11 protein-coding genes are annotated in these 17,334 nt (G+C 57.9%); 7 read left to right on the top strand and 4 right to left on the bottom strand.

The features are described from left to right. The first annotated feature begins 104 nt into the window (after positions 1-104). The 7 genes from L1A08_RS11730 (at position 105) to L1A08_RS11700 (ending at position 9,278) form a co-directional block, all read left to right on the top strand. The gene (locus L1A08_RS11730) at positions 105-1,157 is read left to right on the top strand and encodes a BPSS1187 family protein (RefSeq protein WP_238756590.1); all 1,053 of its coding nucleotides are present in this window, start codon (positions 105-107) and stop codon (positions 1,155-1,157) included. Further along, positions 1,154-2,053: a hypothetical protein gene (locus tag L1A08_RS11725; RefSeq protein WP_238756589.1), complete on the top strand. Its 900-nt coding sequence runs from the start codon at positions 1,154-1,156 to the stop codon at positions 2,051-2,053. The genes L1A08_RS11730 and L1A08_RS11725 overlap by 4 nt, the downstream gene beginning before the upstream one ends. Before the next feature lie 26 nt (positions 2,054-2,079). Then, positions 2,080-3,312, top strand: a complete 1,233-nt coding sequence (locus L1A08_RS11720) for an alpha/beta hydrolase family protein (RefSeq protein WP_238756588.1) — start codon at positions 2,080-2,082, stop codon at positions 3,310-3,312. A 115-nt stretch (positions 3,313-3,427) separates the two neighbouring features. Then, positions 3,428-5,266 carry a family 16 glycoside hydrolase gene (locus L1A08_RS11715; protein WP_238756587.1) on the top strand — a complete coding sequence of 613 codons (1,839 nt, stop codon included), beginning with the start codon at positions 3,428-3,430 and terminating at the stop codon, positions 5,264-5,266. A gap of 110 nt (positions 5,267-5,376) precedes the next feature. Continuing rightward, entirely contained in the window at positions 5,377-6,768 is a 1,392-nt protein-coding gene (locus L1A08_RS11710) for a hypothetical protein (RefSeq protein WP_238756586.1), read from the top strand. A gap of 148 nt (positions 6,769-6,916) precedes the next feature. Beyond that, positions 6,917-8,047 (top strand): M20 family metallopeptidase, encoded by a 1,131-nt coding sequence (locus L1A08_RS11705; protein ID WP_238756585.1) that lies wholly within the window; start codon positions 6,917-6,919, stop codon positions 8,045-8,047. 28 nt (positions 8,048-8,075) lie between these two features. Further along, positions 8,076-9,278 (top strand): Gfo/Idh/MocA family protein, encoded by a 1,203-nt coding sequence (locus L1A08_RS11700; protein ID WP_238756584.1) that lies wholly within the window; start codon positions 8,076-8,078, stop codon positions 9,276-9,278. 113 nt (positions 9,279-9,391) lie between these two features. On the opposite strand, the gene L1A08_RS11695 is transcribed toward L1A08_RS11700, so the two are convergent. Genes L1A08_RS11695 through L1A08_RS11680 form a run of 4 tightly spaced genes read right to left on the bottom strand, consistent with a single transcriptional unit; the run spans position 9,392 to position 17,090 of the window. Beyond that, positions 9,392-11,071, bottom strand: a complete 1,680-nt coding sequence (locus L1A08_RS11695; RefSeq protein ID WP_238756583.1) for a SulP family inorganic anion transporter — start codon at positions 11,069-11,071, stop codon at positions 9,392-9,394. Between the two features lie 42 nt (positions 11,072-11,113). Next, a complete protein-coding gene (locus L1A08_RS11690; protein ID WP_238756582.1) occupies positions 11,114-12,571 on the bottom strand; it encodes a proton-conducting transporter transmembrane domain-containing protein in 1,458 nt (485 codons plus the stop codon). After that, positions 12,571-13,962: a proton-conducting transporter transmembrane domain-containing protein gene (locus tag L1A08_RS11685; protein ID WP_238756581.1), complete on the bottom strand. Its 1,392-nt coding sequence runs from the start codon at positions 13,960-13,962 to the stop codon at positions 12,571-12,573. The genes L1A08_RS11690 and L1A08_RS11685 overlap by 1 nt, the downstream gene beginning before the upstream one ends. Next, on the bottom strand, positions 13,959-17,090 hold the full coding sequence (locus L1A08_RS11680) for a DUF2309 domain-containing protein (RefSeq protein ID WP_238756580.1): 3,132 nt from the start codon (positions 17,088-17,090) through the stop codon (positions 13,959-13,961). The genes L1A08_RS11685 and L1A08_RS11680 overlap by 4 nt, the downstream gene beginning before the upstream one ends. Between the last annotated feature and the right edge of the window lie 244 nt (positions 17,091-17,334).

Below are 17,334 nucleotides of genomic sequence, written 5' to 3'. Positions count from 1 at the left end.
CGTTTTCTGTCCCTCCCTTCTCAAGACTGGACAAACTCGAAACAATAAGCGAACACCGATTTGAGCGTTCCTTCAGTTGATCCCATAAACATAAGTTCCGAAGCATGCAAAAGTCAGTCCAATTCTTCTCATTCATTTTGTTCACGTTCCTGCTGGGGCCAGCGTTCCAGCTTATCGCCGAGGAGACAGCTCGCGATCCCCGCCCGCAGAAGTACAACCTCACGGCCCGCGCCAGCGAGATCGACTCTCGAGCCCGCGAGTACCCGAAACTGCGGTTCGTCTTCGATAATCAGGGGAAGCCTGCGGATCTCCAGCATGCAGCCGTCGATACCTCCGTCGCGTCTCGACGACAGCTTGTTATCTGGCTGATGGGCCACAACCAGGGACTGTTCGACCGGCTCAGCAGCTACGGCCTGCACGCCATTCAGGTGCATTACGCCAACGGCTGGTTCGGAACCATCCCGGCCGATGAACGGGACAGCGGAAAGGCTCTGGGAGATATTCGACTCGAAGCAGCAACGGGACAGGATCACAGTCCGCTGGTGGATATTGCTCAGCCGGACGGAATGATGGAGCGATCACTCCAGTTCGTGAAATGGCTGGCTCGCGAGAATCCTCAAGGGCAATGGAACCAGTTTCTGACGGATGATGAAGCGTCCCTCAAATGGGACCAGGTTATCATGTGCGGAATTTCTCACGGTTCCACCACCGCGGCCCGCTTCGCCAAACATCAAAGTGTGGCCCGTGTCGTGATGTTCTCAGGCCCCCGGGACCAATTCGAAAGCTGGCAGGCGTTTCCTTCGGCGACACCCGCCAATCGCTATTTTGGCTTTACCCATGTTCTCGATGGTGGATGGACCGGAGACCACTACTGCCGCTCCTGGGAACTGCTCGAACTTCATGAATTCGGCCCTCTCGTGGTCGTTGAGGATTCGAAGCCTCCCTACGGCCACTCACGCCGGCTGCTCTCAACCGTGGACGTCAACAACGATTCCCGACGGGCCCATTCGATGGTTGTACCGGGACGAAGTGCCGCGAAAACGGCCAGCGGCGACATGCTCCACGAGCCTGTCTGGCGATACCTGTTTACTTCTCCTGTCGATGAGACCGGCCCCGCCGTCCCGACGGATCCGGACTGCGAGAAAGATTTGAAGTGAGTGTTCGAGGGCTGATTCTCCTGCTGCTTGGATTCGCGACATCAGCCGCGACAGGGGACGAGTTGCGCCTTCCCCAAACGCAATCAGGGCCTCCGGCGGCCGGCAGACGAGTTGCCGTAGCGCTGGACGAGTATGACGACACAACCGTCCATCACATGCTCTATCTGCCGAACGACTGGACTGACGATGCTAATCGCAGCTGGCCCGTGATCGTGGAGTACACCGGGAATCACTTTCCTGCTGCTGGTTCGACCGGAGAGATGGAAGACGCCGCACTCGGCTTCGGGCTGACGAAGGGGCGATTCCTCTGGGTCACACTGCCGTTCGTCTCTCCCGACCGTCAGGCAAACGCACGCACGTGGTGGGGCGATATCGAGGCCACTGTTGACTACGCGAAACAGGTTGTACCGTCTGTCTGTGCAGAGTATCACGGGGATCCTGAGGCCGTATTCCTTTGCGGCTTCTCCCGGGGGGCAATCGCGGTGAACTTCATCGGATTGCACGATGAGGAGATCGCTCAACTCTGGACCGGCTTCATCACGCACGATCATTATGACGGTGTCCGTGGCTGGAAGAGCACCGATTGGGGCTGGCCGGTGGAACAGTATCAGGCAGCCGCAACGAAGCGCCTACAACGAATCGGCGATCGCCCGGTCCTGATTTGCCAGAATGGAGGCACCAGCCGGATTGCCAGCTTTCTGAACGGACGAATTCCGCTCACGAAGATCACCTTTCTCGATATCGATATGCGGTCAATCTTCCCAGAGATCCCCAACGATCTCGTGTGTCACCCACACAATGATCGCTGGCCGCTCGTCGAAAGTCCCTATCGGGACCAGGTCTCCAACTGGTTTGAAGAAACTCTTCGTCTTAGAGTCGACGCGACTTCCAATTGATTTCTCACTTTGTCGGCGGTTCAACAATGACTAAACCTCTCTTGTTCGTGCTATCTATCTTCGCGACCTGCCTGGCTGCTTCGTTAACAGCCTCAGCAGGAGACTTCGCCGAGCAACGACAGCGGGTGCTTGAACTGGGAGAGATCGGTGCCGTTCCGCAGGTTCATCCAGCAGAGGGCTTCGAAGGAACGGAACGTGTCCGAGCGATTTTCTATGACGCTCTTCCGTGGCAGGGGAAAGAAACCCGGGTCTTCGCCTGGCTCGGAATGCCTGAAGACACCTCGAAGAAAGTCCCGGGAATCGTCCTGGTCCACGGAGGTGGAGGGACCGCGTACCGGGAATGGGTTGAGAAATGGAACGCCCATGGCTTTGCGGCGATCAGCATTGACGTCGAAGGCCAGACGGATGTCCCCATGAATCCGGGACGCCGAGGTTCTCGCTGGGAACAGCACGAATGGCCGGGACCTCAGCGGCTCGGAATTTTCTCGGATGCCGACCAGCCGCTCGCCGATCAGTGGATCTATCACGCCGTCGCCGATGCTGTTCTCGCTCGGAATCTGCTGCAGTCCCTGCCGGAAGTCAATGGCGATCAAATTGGCCTGGCCGGCATTTCCTGGGGAGGAGTTGTGACGAGCACTGTAATCGGAATCGACTCCCGGTTCGCCTTCGCCATCCCCATCTACGGTTGCGGCCGTCTGTTTAACGCCGGAAACCACTGGGGAGCTGCACTGGGGCCCAATCAGCAGTACCGTCAGGTCTGGGATCCGATGGTTCGCATGGACCGCGTGAAGATGCCCGTTCTCTGGCTCTCCTGGCCGCTCGATAACCATTTCCCGCTCGACGCACAGGCTGCGTGCTATCGCTCAGCTCCCGGACCGCGGATGGTCTCGCTCATTCCAGGAATGGGCCACTCGCATCCGGCCGGATGGAATCCGCCGGACAGCTACGCGTTCGCGAAGGCCGTCGTGAAGGATGAAGCTCCGTGGATCCGGCAAACGGAGACCGCTCAGAATGGCAATCGCGTGACCGTCGGTTTTCAGACCTCCCGATCTCTGTCATCTGCCGTTCTCGTTTCCACGACAGACACCGGCTTCACCGGGAACCGGGAGTGGAAGCAGACACCGGCTCAGCTGAAGCAGTCTGGCCAGAACTGGACTGCGTCGGCTGAACTGCCTGACGGAACTTCGGGCTGGTTCATTAATGTAAAATCCGACGATCTCACCGCCAGCTCCGATTATGTAGAACCCACCTCGAACTGAATTCGCCTCAAGATTGTAAGACACCATGATGCGCTACCTCACTCTCTTTGCTTCTCTCGTATTTCTGACGTCCGAAATTTGTACAGCTGCGGAACCAGACCGGTCCGTAGAAGAGATGCGACGAATCGCGGACTACGCTCTGGAAACACCGGAGTTGAACACCTCGCCGTTGCCCGAGTACGACTACGATCAACTCGACTACGGCATGACGATCGGGATCGATCGCACTCCCGGAGGGCGTTTGTGGGCCTGTTGGGTTGCGGGCGGCGACAGCCCGGAAGCTTTCTTCGTCCTCGCCACGAGCGATGACAATGGCGAGACCTGGTCGAAGCCTCGGCTCGTGATTGATACTCATTCCGACAAACTGCCGATGGATCGCAGCACGCTGGTCGGCAATCTCTGGACCGATCCGCTCGGCCGCCTCTGGCTGATCTTCGATCAATCCATCGGCATGTTCGACGGACGAGCCGGCGTCTGGGCCACGATCTGTGAGAATCCCGATGCCGAAACGCCGGAATGGTCGGAACCGCGACGCATCTGGCACGGCGTCACGCTCAATAAGCCAACCGTGCTCTCCAACGGCGAATGGATGCTGCCAATCTCTCTCGATCAGCGGAACGGCTTCGGTCCCTTCAAAGACTGCTTCCGCGAACTTGATCCATTTCGCGGAGCCAATGTCTTCGTATCAAGCGATAAGGGAGAGACTTGGGAACGTCGCGGCTGCGTTCGTTTTCCGAACCCCGACTGGCACGAACACATGATCGTTGAACGGGAAGACGGCTCTCTCTGGATGCTGGCCCGAACCGCCAAAGGAATTATGCAGAGCGAATCGACAGATCTTGGCGCGACCTGGTCGGAGCCCACCGTGCCCTCCGGCATCGCTCAGCCGAACGCCCGTTTTCATGTCCGCCGTCTGGCTTCCGGACGTCTGCTCCTGATCAAACACGGGGACAAGATTGATTCCCATCAGGGTCGCGTCCAGCTCTCCGCCTGGCTTTCCGAAGACGATGGGCGCTCATGGGATGGGGGCCTCGTCATCGACGAGCGACGAGGCATCTCTTATCCCGACGGCTTCCAGGCTCCTGACGGAACCATCTACATCTCCTACGATCGTAACCGCGCCAAAGATGGAGAGATCCTGCTCGCTCGTTTCACGGAACAAGATATCCTCGCCGGAAAACTGACGTCGGAGGACTCAAAGCTGAAAATGCTGATCAGTCGGCCGCTGGCCGGGAAAAAGGCCGAAGCAACGACCTCAGCGCATTCGCTCTCCGACGAAGAGAAGAAGCTGGGGTTTGCCTATCTTTTCGATGGGAAGTCCTTCGATGGCTGGAGGCACGAGGGCAACTGGAAGATCGAAGACGGGGCGTTCTACCGTTATCGCAATGGCGGCTCTCTTTATTACGAAACCGCCACGGTCCCCGATGACTTCGAACTGCGTTTTGACTGGAAGGTCTCGAAGGGCTGCAACAGCGGCGTCTATTACCGCCCGGCTCAGGTTGAGTATCAGGTCCTCGATAATGTTCATAGTCCTTATGGAGAGAACCCACGACAGGCGGCGGCTTCGCTGTTCTTCTGCATGGCTCCTTCGAAGGATGCCACCCGTCCTTTCGGTGAGTGGAACACCGCCCGAATCGTTTGCAAAGGCTCTGTCATTCAGCACTGGCTCAACGGAGAGAAGGTTCTCGACTTCGACTACAACGATCCCCGCTGGGCCAAGTATGTGGAGCTTCTGCGAATTCGCGGCGGCGATTTGTCCGCTCGCGATGGGCAACTCTGGCTGCAGGACCACGGCCAGGATGTCTGGTTTCGGAACTTGAGATGGCGAACAGTTCCTCCGCAGGAGAAGGTCGCCGCTTCACCCGATTTCGAACCGATGCCCGTCCCGCCCGCTGCACTTGCTCAGGAACAGGACCGCGTCCGCAGAATGCTGGAGCAGGCAAGGCAGAAATGATCCGATGCGGAACTCAGCTTGCATGGTGCGAGAAGTCGCTAAACTGAAATGACTTGGCGGGACGGCGGAAGCCGTCCCCATGCATCGAAGTTCGAGGAGTGACCGCAGCCGTGACGAAAGACGCTGAAGAAGTCGGATTCATTGACACTTATGGCGAGCTCCCGCCGCTGTGGAATCGCCGGGTCGCATTCTTTGCCAATCTGCTCGGACTCTTCTACGGGAACGAGGCTCAGACAGATTCGCTGAGGAAAGAAGTCGGCGAGATCGATTCCTACAGTGGGCGGCTGGTATCGATTCTGAATCTCCTGTTTCAGCATCCGGACAACCTCCTGGTTCTCGAACGAGAAGCCGATCCGGTCCACTGCCGTTACCTCCGCGATGACCTCGGGCTCAAGCTGCCGCAGCTTCATGTTTTACGGCACAAAGACTACGTGGCGCTCGGAAAACAAATCGCGTCCGGCGAGAAGGGACCGCTTCCCTCGTTCCTGAAGCGAATCGGCGAGGGCGACAATCTCTGGATCGATGGTTACGTTACCGACGATACCCTGACGCACATCGCGAGGCATCTGAATTCCCCGACGATCTCCTCGACGGAGGCGAGTCGGGACGGAAACAACAAGCTGCTGCTCCATCAGTTTCTCATCCGCGAGGGACTTCCGGCGTTTGACACCGAACTGGCTGCCAGCGCGGCAGAAATTCCAGAGTGCACCCGCAAGCTGGCCAAACGGGGCTATCGGGCGGTCGTTCTTCGCTCCCAGATTGGAGCCTCCGGAATCGGCATGTTGCGGCTCCGCTCTCTGGATCAACCCGAGTTGTTTCCGGAAGTGCCGGACTACTTCTTTTATGAAGGCCCCTGTCTGGTCCAGGGCTGGCTCGAACCGGAAGTCCTCGGTGTCACTTCGGTTCACAGTCCGAGCACTCAGCTCTTCGTCAACGACACCGACGTTTACGCATACGATATGACGGAGCAGATTCTGAGCAATGACAGCATTCATCAGGGCAACGAATCGCCGCCGCAGTATTTCGATGAATTCCCGGGACTGAGGGAAGAGACAATGCGACAGGCCAGAGCCGCCGGCGGCTGGCTGCACAGCACGGGCTATCGAGGGACAGCGAGTATCGACTGGCTGGTCATTGAACGGGAAGGGCAGAAGGAGCCCGATGTTTATGTCTGCGAAATCAACGCGAGAGTCACCGGAGCGACTTACCCGTCTCTCCTCGCTCGGCACTTTCACCCTCAGGGAGCGTGGCTGCTGCGGAACCTGCGACTGAGGATTCCCATCTCATCGACCGAACTCCTGCAGATGTTTGAACGCCCCGGGCATCTGTTTCACCCCGGAAGAAAAGCGGGCATCATCCCACTCAATCTGAACTATGGCACTGATGATCTGGTCCACAAAGGACAGTTCCTCTGCATCGGACAGACAACCGAGGAATGCCATCGATTCCTGGAGTTGGCCGAGCAGGATCTGCCGGTCGAATGGACCGCCGACCGAGACTAGAATCGTGGACGTCACGACGGGAACCATCCCTTTCAAGAGATGCAGCGTTCCAGGTAGAGACTCATTTCCAAGCGGAGACACCGAGGAGCGATCCGCTCCCGTCGAGAGAGCCACAACACGACGAGCAACGACACAGAAGGCCCAGCTGATGATCGACGACGATGAATTGAAATCGAGGCTCACCGCGCTGACCCGAGACCTGATTCTGATCCCCTCCACGGAAAGCCGTCCGGAAGAGCGGGGACGTTGCTTCGACCTGCTGGCCCATCATCTCGACAGCCTGCCCAATGTCCGCATCGATTACTACGAGATCAACGACCATCGCTCGATGGTCGTCCGTCCCGACGGGATTCAATTTCCCGACATCCTCCTCTGCGGCCATCTCGATGTGATCGAACATTCCCAGCACAACTGTTACCGATCGAAGATCGAGAACGGTCGCATCTATGGGCCCGGCAGCGGCGACATGAAAGGTCAGATCGCCATTCTGACTGAATTACAGCGGTCCCTTCAGACCCGCCATCCCGGGATCTCGGTTGGACTGGCGATCACCTCCGATGAAGAGCGCGGCGGACTCGACGGGGTGCGGTATCTCTGCAAAACCGTTGGGCTCCGATGCGGCCAGGCAATAATTCCCGATGGGGGTTCGCTGAATGACATCACCATTGAAGAGAAAGGGGTCATTCATGGACGCGTGCGGCAATCCGGACACGAAGCTCATGGCGCCCGCCCCTGGCTCGGCGAGAATGCGGTTGAGAAACTGATGGTGCGACTCACACGGCTCAAGCTTCACTTTGCCCAATACTGGCCGACTGAGTCGATCGAAGAACAGGTCAACCACTGGTTCCCGACATGCTGCGTCACGATTATCGGCACTGAGAATACTACTCCGAACCGGATCCCCGATCAGGCTGAAGCGACAATCGATGTGCGATTCCCTCCGCCGCATTCGCTCGAAAGCATGACCGCCACAATTCGGGAACTACTCGGAGAGGATGTCGAGTTCGAACCACTGATGACGGCCGAACCGACGCATCTCGATCCAGACCCGCTCTTTTCGGAGATCACAACCGAACTGACCGGCAATCCCGTCCGGCACGTCAAAGCCTCCGGAGGGAGCGACAGCCGTTTCTTCAGAGACCATAATATTCCCGTCAATCTGTCCCGCCCGCTGGTCGGCAATCTGCATGCAATCGACGAATGGATTGATATCCAGTCGATGGTCACTTATTACCGCATCTGTGAACGCTACATCGAACGCAAACTCAATCCGACCTGACCTGACTTCGCACACAAGAGGACGCTCCATGTATCGACGTGAATTCTCGCTCTGTTCCCTCGGACTGCTGGCCGCAAATCCTCTCTGGGCTCAAGAGGCCGACACTCCGGAGCGGCAGAAGACGTGGACCGTCGGAGTCATTGGACATACAGGTCGGGGCAACTTCGGCCACGGGCTCGACGTCGTCTGGAAGGGGCTCCCCCAGGCCCGAATCATCGCCGTGGCTGATGGCGACCAGGCAGGGCTGGAGAAAGAACTCGGTCGCTTGAAGCTCGAAGCTTCCGCGGGTTACACCGACTACCGGGAAATGTTGCAGAACGCGAAGCCAGAGATCGTCGCCATCTGTCCCCGCCATGTCGATCAGCGGAAGGACATGATTCTCGCGGCCATTGAAGCCGGAGTTCGTGGACTTTACGTCGAGAAGCCATTCGTACGCACTCCTGCTGAGGCGGATGAAATTGTGCGGGCCTGTGAGGCGCGGAACGTGAAGCTCGCGGTCGCTCATCGAAACCGGTATCACCCGGTCCTGCAGGAGGTCGAACGCCTCATCGCGGATGGCCGGATCGGGCGACTGCTTGAAATCCGTGGTCGCGGCAAGGGCGATCGCCGAGGCGGAGCGGAGGACCTGTGGGTACTCGGCTCGCACGTGTTGAATCTGGCAACATACTTCGGCGGCTCCCCCGAGACCTGCTCAGCGGTGGTTCTTCAGGATGGTCGACGCGTGACCCGAGAAGATGTGCACGAGGGCGCGGAAGGAATCGGACCGCTGGCCGGAAACGAGATTCATGCGCGGTATCTGTTGAAGAATGGAGTCGTGGCCTACTTCGATTCCATCGCCAACGATCAGACGCGCAGCCAGGGATTCGGAATCCGATTGATCGGCAGTGATGGCGTAATCAGCCTGCAGTGCGACGCCTTGCCGCTGGCCCATTACATCGCCGGGAACCCATTCCAGCCCAGCGACTCTCCGGAACCATGGCGTCCGATCTCAACTGCGGGGGTAGACACCGAAGAACCGATTCCCGGTCTGCATAAACAGATCTACGATCACACGCTGGCTGCTCAGGATCTGATCAAAGCGATTGAAGAGGACCGTCAGCCACTCTGTAACTTTCAGGAAGCCGCCCTCACGATTGAGATGATCTGTGCCGTTTTCGAATCGCATGTGCAGGGCAGTCGAGCCGTTCCGTTTCCGCTTCAGGAAAGAGACCACCCTCTGCTCAAGCTGTAGTTCCACATAGCCGAGACATTCCCTCCCGCTGACAGGCCCGCCTTGTCAGCAGTCGAAATCCGATTACGCACTGCCGGTGCACAACGCACCGGACGCGCGAATGCTGGGGTTCCTCAGACCTTGTCGGCGTAGATCCGTTTGCGTGCCGCGTGGGCGTGCTGAGTGAACGGCCGATGGGACTCAAGCCCAAGCACGGTGAAGGTCAGTCCATACTGCTCGAAGTCATTCTCCAGGCCGTGCAACTTGTCCATCACGCTGTGATCCACCAGCCGGGTTTCCGAGAGATCGAGTTCGACATTCTTGCCGACGAGAAGTCCTTCGCGTTCGATCCGAATCTTCATCTGAATCCAGTTGCTGAACACGGCCGACTTACGGGCAACGATCCGCACCGTAGTGCCATCGTCTTCGACGACTTCGATCTCCGGTTTGAAGAACGATCGCAGTGGAACGCCATTCGCCATGTGAATGATGAACTTGGTGACGATGCCGATCGCGATGCCAATCAGCAGATCGGTCGCGAGTACGGCGACGAGCGTCGTCACGAAGATCACGAACTGCTCACGCCCGATCCGCATCACGTTCATGAACTCACGGGGATGAGCCAGGCGAAAGCCGGTGTAGATCAGCATGGCCGCCAGTGCCGCCATCGGAATCCGATGCAGCACCATCGGGATCAGCGCGACACAGACAAGCAGAAACATTCCGTGCCAGAAGTTGGCGAAGCGTGTCCGGGCTCCGTTATCAATATTCGCCCGGCTGCGGACAATCTCCGAAATCATCGGCAGTCCGCCCACCAGCGAAGCACACAGGTTTCCAGCTCCGACGGCGATCATATCCCGATCCATGTTCGACCGGCGTCTCCAGGGATCGATCAGATCGACCGCTTTGGCACTCAGCAGCGATTCCAGGCTGCCGATGATGAAGAACATCATGATCCACGACCAGGCCGTCGGCTGCGACAGCACGCTGAAGTCCGGTGTCGTGATCTGATCGAACATTCCGAAGACCCGATCCGGCATGGCCACCAGATACTGTTCGCCCAACTGGTATTGATGGTTCTGCAACGTGTAGGAATGCTCGTGCAGCAGATCGAATCCCATTCCCATCGGAATGGCTGCCAGCAGTACGATCAACGGAGCGGGGAGCATCTTGGCAAATGCGAAGCGACTTCCCGCCAGCGGCCAGATGAACATGATGAGTACGCTGACCAGACCAATCGCGGCGATCGCCGGGTTCGCCTCGCTCACGTACTTCGGCACCTCAAGCAACATCTCCAATGGCTCGCCTGAAGCGCTCACCCCGAGAGCGACCGGGATCTGCTTCGCAATGATGATCACACCAATCGCGGCCAGCATGCCGTGCACGGCTGAAATCGGGAAGAACTCGCCCAGAATACCAGCTCGCAAAAAGCCGAAAAGAATCTGCAGCACAGCGGCGACGACTCCAACCGCAAGCGCGGCCCGGAAGGCGGCCTGATCGGCTGCCGACCATCCGCCAATCATGCCGTCACCACCGAATGCCTCAATGCATCCGACCGCGATGACAATCAGCCCGGCAGCAGGACCTTTGATCGTCAGTTCGGAATCGCTGATAAAAATCGCAACCACCGATCCCACGATCGCGGTAAAGATCCCGGCAATGGGAGGAAAGCCACTCGCGACGGAAATTCCGAGGCACAACGGCAGAGCAATCAAGAAGACAAGAAACCCGGACAGAAAATCCTGCTTGAAGTAAGTAATGAAGCCGCTGGCGTTCCCTCGCGGAACTTCACGATTGATTGAAGAGTTGGACATGGAGATCTCGTGGAGTAGAAAGTGAGGTCGTGAGAATACGGGTTAACGATGCGAGTTCTGGTTTCGAGACTGTTGCTCGGCCTCGGAACCAGCGGATGTGTCTGGATCCGAGAGATTGCGGCGGTTCCGTTGCTGGGTCAGCTCTCGAGCTGCGTGATAACGCAAGGCGACTCCCGGATGCGGATACAGTCCCCCACCAAGAATCAGCAGCGTGAGAAGAAGGACAGCGACACGCTCGGCAGGGCGGGCATGCATGGGGATGTTGGTCGGCTGCTGGCGTCCTGTGAAGATTCGAAAGTAGGCCATCAGAACGACGATTCCGTTCAGAGCAGCCGCGAGGACGACCATGGTGCCGATCAGCGGATAAACATCGACCGCGCCTTCAATCAGCAGTTCCATTCCGACGAATCCGACCGTCGCTGGAAAGCCGATGGACGCCAGGCCGGTCAACAGAAAGAAGCCCGCGAGTGTCGGCATCTGACGATAGAGTCCATGGAACTCATCCAGGGAAACCCGACCGATTCTCGCTTCGATACATCGCAGCGTGATTCCAAATCCGGTGAGAGAAAGTCCGACCGAGAGCCATACACACAGCGCTCCGGTCAGCCCGATGGGCGTAACCAGTTCGAGCCCGGCCAGCACAAGCGACGACTGGCAGAGACACAGATAGCAGAACATCCGCCGCGCTTCCTGCTGAACCAGAGCCATTCCCGCAGCGTAAACGGCGGTCACAATCGAGAGGATGGCGATGCATTGCAAGGCCCATTCCGGAGCAATGGGAAGAACGAGCCGCATCATGGCGTACGCCCCAACCAATGGTGCGCAGAAGAGGATCGCGGTTCCAAATGCAGCTTTCTCATACAGGTCCGTCATCCACAAATGGAGCGGCACGATGCCAGCTCGTAACAGAGCAGACGCGGAAAGCAGGGCCCCGGGGACAAGCGCGAGCGGAGTTCCGGCTGGAGTCGCACTCAAGAGGATCCATCCCGTAAGCAGAAGTCCTGCAAACAAACTCATGTGGACAACATAAATGCGGGTGCATCGACCGCGCTGGTGCAACTCGAAGAATGGAGGGATGACCGACGCAACCAGCAAGACAACCAGCGTCCAGGACGCCCGGCAGCTGAAGATTGCCAGCAGCAGCGATTCGGCGACCAGACTCCACCCGAGAGAAAAGCGGGGAGCTTTGGTCTTCAAGGTCGACATCACAACCACCAGATGAATCAAAGCTCCGAGCGGTAGTAGAATCGCGCTCAGTTCATCGATGACGAATACTTCTCGCGGAAACAGGATGTTGAACAGGACGTGATCGTGAGCTTCGAACGACCCCAGTGTGAGAAAGTCGATAAACTCGCCACAGGCCAGAGCGAAGGTGATCGTACAGATGGCGACCGCAATCTTCAGGGCCGCCTCGACACGACGAACCCGGCTCAGACAGACCGCGCCAATCAACGGCACAACGATCGAAAGTTCCAGCCAGGGTAAATGCAGTTCTGACATCAGGCAGCTCTCCCCGCAGATTCCGCATGCCTGTCCGCATCATCCACTTCCGGGCCTGGTTCACTCGACATCCAGCCGGAAATCCGACGTTCCAGATGATCGAAGCCCAGAAAGACCGCTCGAAAAGGCCGGACAACCCATTCATCGAGAGCCACGTCCATGAACCCGCGGTCGAAACCGCAGCGATAACACCAGTGCTGGAACCTCTTGGGAAGCATCTGCACGACCGACAGGGTGTCCTGAACCGGCCGGGTGCCCACGGCGTTCTCAACCGAATCGTAATCACGCAGCAAACTGGGAGCCCGCAGCAACTGCAGCGTCCGCAGGCAGGCATGCCCGATAATGTGAATCAGAGCGAGATACTCAAGGCCGAGACCGATCTCGATGAAGATGATCCCGACTTGCGTCACAGAAGCACACGCGAGGGAGCCTTTAATATCACTCTGAACCCGTGACATGATTCCGCCAAAGCAGGCCGAGACCGCCCCCAGCGAGATGACCAGAATCTGCAGCACCAGCGATGCAGCGAGCAGCGGGCTTACCCGCAGCAGCAGGTATGCGCCAAGATGAACGGAGAGCGCCCCGTAGAAAATGGCGCTGGAAGGTGTTGGTCCTTCCATGGCTCTCGGCAGCCAGCCGGAAAACGGGAAGAGAGCTGACTTGCCGGCTGCGGCTATCAACAGAAGTGACCCCACCAGCAACGCCTGAGAGGGCGTGACCGCAGCGGTTCCCGCCGGCCAGATCCCGGAACTCATCAAACCGCCGAAGTCACCCTCTTCGGTCAAGTGATGCATGGTAATCGCGGCGATGAGAAAAGCGGCATCCGAGAGCCGGTAAATCGACCAGATTCGCTGCCCATTCCTGACGGGATTTTCTCGCTCCAGAAAGTACGCCACGAGAAGAGCCGAAGACAGCCCCACCATCTCCCAGCCAACAAACAACGTCTCAATGGTGGCGGCAAGCGATGAGATCACCATTCCGGCAAAGAAGATCGCATAGAACAGGAAGAATCGCGAGTAGCCTTCCTCCCGGTGCAGATACCGGCGGGTGAATGTTCCCACCACGCCACAAAGCACGCAGGAGAGGAGCAGAAAAGGAACGCTCAATCGATCGAACACGAACTTCAGATGAAAATGGAAGTCCTGTTCGGGAATCGTCACCCAGTTGCCGATCTCAACCGGTACATATCGTGTTCCCACGATGAGCATGAGAACCAGAATCGTCATGGCGGGAACAAGCGTCACCAGCACCGACAGCTGTGTCGTGCGGGAGATGAAACCTTCGTTCAGTCTGATACCCAGCAGAGCAGAAAGCCCCAGCAGAAAGAGCAACAGGACCGGACCGGCAACCGTCACGATTCCCAGGCCCTGGAAGACAGAATCGATCGTCATGCGTCACCTCCGGCGGTCACTGAGTAGGTACTGAGATGAGGCCGCACACTCGGAGTGGACTCCGTCACTGAAGCGAAGCCGAGGTGATCACGACGATTGAAATACCAGTCAATCGAGGACGCCACTTCAGGCAGTTCTTTCTCCTGGGGGAGGTAAGGTTCGAACCGTCCCTTCTCATACTTCTGAATTTCCGAAGTCTCCGCATCAAGAACCGCCAGATGCACCCACTCACCTTTGACGAGTCGAGCGATGACCGGATTGTTCTCAATGATCGAGAGCATCGATTGAGGAGTTGTCTCGATGACGAACAGAATCCGCATCGGCTCGTGAATCTCAACCATCTGTTGAGAGAGCCCTGGCCGGAGATCGCTGGCCGCTCCGGTCATAACACCGAGCATGGAGGCGACGTTATGTGGAAGCTTCGAGCCGCAGCCGTAACGTTCGACATCGACTGTGGAGAAGTAATATTCCAGACTGATTCCGGCACAGACCGGAATCGCCGCCGCGAGGATACGACTCAGGATCGATGCCTGTTCATCATCAATGCTCGGATCGTAGGACGTGAGAAAGGCCCGGCGATCAAGAAACAGTCCACGACTCCACTCGCGTCGCCCGACGATCACTAGAGCATTGGTGGCATGGTTGTACTCCGGTCTTGCCTGAGACAAATCTTCCGCCCTCTGCTCGACATGTTCGAGCGCTTCGCGGGGCGTCAGATCCGCGGGAGCCGATTCGAACCGTCTCGCGCGTTCGTGGGCATTTCTCGCACGAGCCTCATTGAGACTCGTCTCCATTCGACGGAAGAGAGCGCGGTGAGAGCGGGGCAGACGATCGAGGTCGTAATACTCGACACGATCATTGCAGGTATTGTGGTATCCGCCGAGGAAATAAACGTCGTCGGGAATAGCAATCCCCCGTTCAGCGACCAGTCGCCGGGCTCGTGGATCGTTCGCCATCATTGCGAAGGCCCGCGCGTTCGGCCCGCCGCGCCCGCCGCTGCAGGCTCCGCAGTTGTAAGCCGATTCGTGCGGATTATTAAGGCTGCTCGAACCATGGCCACAGAAGAAAACAATCTGCGACAGATTCTCGACCATTCCGAGATCTTCGAGCACCCGAACAACAATGGAAGCCATCTCATTCAGGGAATAGCCCAGTGCTTCGGGTGATTTGCCGGGCTCGCCGTCTGTCCGCTCAAGGTGAAGCTCCGTCGCAGGAGTCTTCACCCAGGTGTTCATCGATTCGCGGATCTGCGAGGTCAACAGCGGCGCCATGATGCGGGCGACCATCGGGACTGCGTGGACAGCTCCGAGGATGCCCGTAATCCATCCACCGACCAGAGTCCGAGATCCGGAGTTGACGTGATGTGCCAGCATGCCCAGGGTTCGACGCCGACCGGCGCGCCTTCTACTGGCATCGATCGTCGAAAACAGAGGCTCTTCACGAACATAGTGTTGCGGTTGAATCACGTTCGGGCAAAGAGGCCGGTAGTGAGCCTGTTCGGCTCCTCGATAATACATCGCGACGGCGAAGAACCCCGCCGCCGACGACGTCCTGCATTCCGGATCCACTTCTTCCAGATGACGCCGAAACGACTCCTCACGATCGTCTATGCAGAACACGGCGTGAAAGGCGGGGCTGCGATCGGTCGGGTGATTGAGCTCTCTTCGACGACGCGAATGCACGGCGATCGCATCGAGTGCCCTGTGTGCATATCGTCGCTCGTATCCCAACTGGAGAATTCGACGACGTTCAAGACTACTGAACTCGTCCAGCTCTTCAATCAAACACTTCCATTGCCGCTGCGACATTTGCAGCAGTTGGTCGAACGTCCAACCGCAAACCTGGGCAAGCTGAAAGACTGCATAGGCCCGCTGATCGATGCGGTGAGTCTGAGATCGCGAACCGTTCCGATGAACATGGGCGGCGAGATCGGCCAGATCACCGACTCCCGAACGCCCCCGCAACGCACAGGCGATGGAGTGACGTTCCAGCAGCAGTCGAACCGCAAGAAACTCCAGCAGCGTCCCAGGTGGAGGCGACTGGGACGACCACGGGGCATGCGACTCCAGTTGCCAGATCATTCCGGCCCATCCTCGCATCGAGAGTAGCGTCTGCAAGATAAACCGTTCGGTCTCCTCCAGCTCGACTCCGAGCGCGGACAGTGACGTGGCGATCGATTCGAGGGGATCGAAATCTCCTTTAAGAAGCGGCTCGAGATCCTCGCGAAGCATTCGCGTCCAGGAACGCCGAATCGGGACGCGTCGAGAAAGGAGTTGAGCGAATGCGAAGGCAAAGCCTTTTTGCCGATCAGGCAGCGACCACGACGCCAGGCCCCGGTCCAGATAGACCGAACAGAAGCGAATCAACAGATCGTTGACTCGCGATTCAGCAGCCTGACCAGCCACGCTGAAAATCTTCTCACGATAACTGCATGACTGCCGATCCCGCTTCGTAGGATCAGCGGCATGAACGCCCTGATGACAAACCCGCCACAACAGCTTCAACGCAAACGCCTCCTGCTCCGTGGAGTGCCACGAACCAGGATCATTCGAGCGATACTCACTCAACAACGTTCGCACGACAGCGGGAAGTTCGCTGATGTCACGCTGACTGATCCAATCGCAGGTGAGGGCGACAATCTGTTCGCGCCGCTGGGGCGAAACTTCTTCGTGGAATGATTTCAGCAGGTCTGATTCGGCCAGCAGCCAGCGAAGCTCGGCATCTGTCGCGGAATGCAGCGTCATCCGCAGCATGGCGAACCGAACCATGTAGCGGGTTCCGAACGAGGCGACCAAATCGTCGGCTCGATCGCCGAGGTCATCCATCAGAATCTGCCGCAGATCGTCGAGCAGAATGCGGCCTGATCGCAATTCGTCGCGGTAACGATGTTCCGAAAGATAAGGCTCTCCTCCGTAGACTTCATATCCTTTCCGAACGGCCTCGGCGAACGGCAGATCTTCCAGCGGATGGAGCGTATTGTGGTGGACAAAGACTGAGATCGGTCCCTGTGTCGGCAGGTAATGAACAGCGTGCTCGAATGCCTGCCGCAATTGCTCATGCGTCTCCTGACGACTGTCGGAGGATCTCTCGTCTTTCAACGGAAAGACCTGAGCATGAGTTTCGGACATCGGGAGCTTTCGGGAGGCGGACAGGTGGGAACGGTCGAGGCAGTGGCCTTAACAGGCAAGAGACATGCCAAAGCTTGCAGTGACCGGAAAACATCGTCGAGAATCGTCAATAGCCGCATGAAAGCCCGAGAAACGCCCTCATCTCTGCTCGATTTCCTCCAGCGACTGCCCGAAGCGATCAGTCTCGTTGTGCATTCCCCTGCAGACAGTCTGCAAGAACTTGCACGATGTGGACTTGTTGAAA

The organism is Rubinisphaera margarita, assembly GCF_022267515.1.
GTDB classification, from domain to species: Bacteria; Planctomycetota; Planctomycetia; order Planctomycetales; family Planctomycetaceae; genus Rubinisphaera; species Rubinisphaera margarita.
This window is presented reverse-complemented; position numbering and strand designations above follow the sequence as displayed.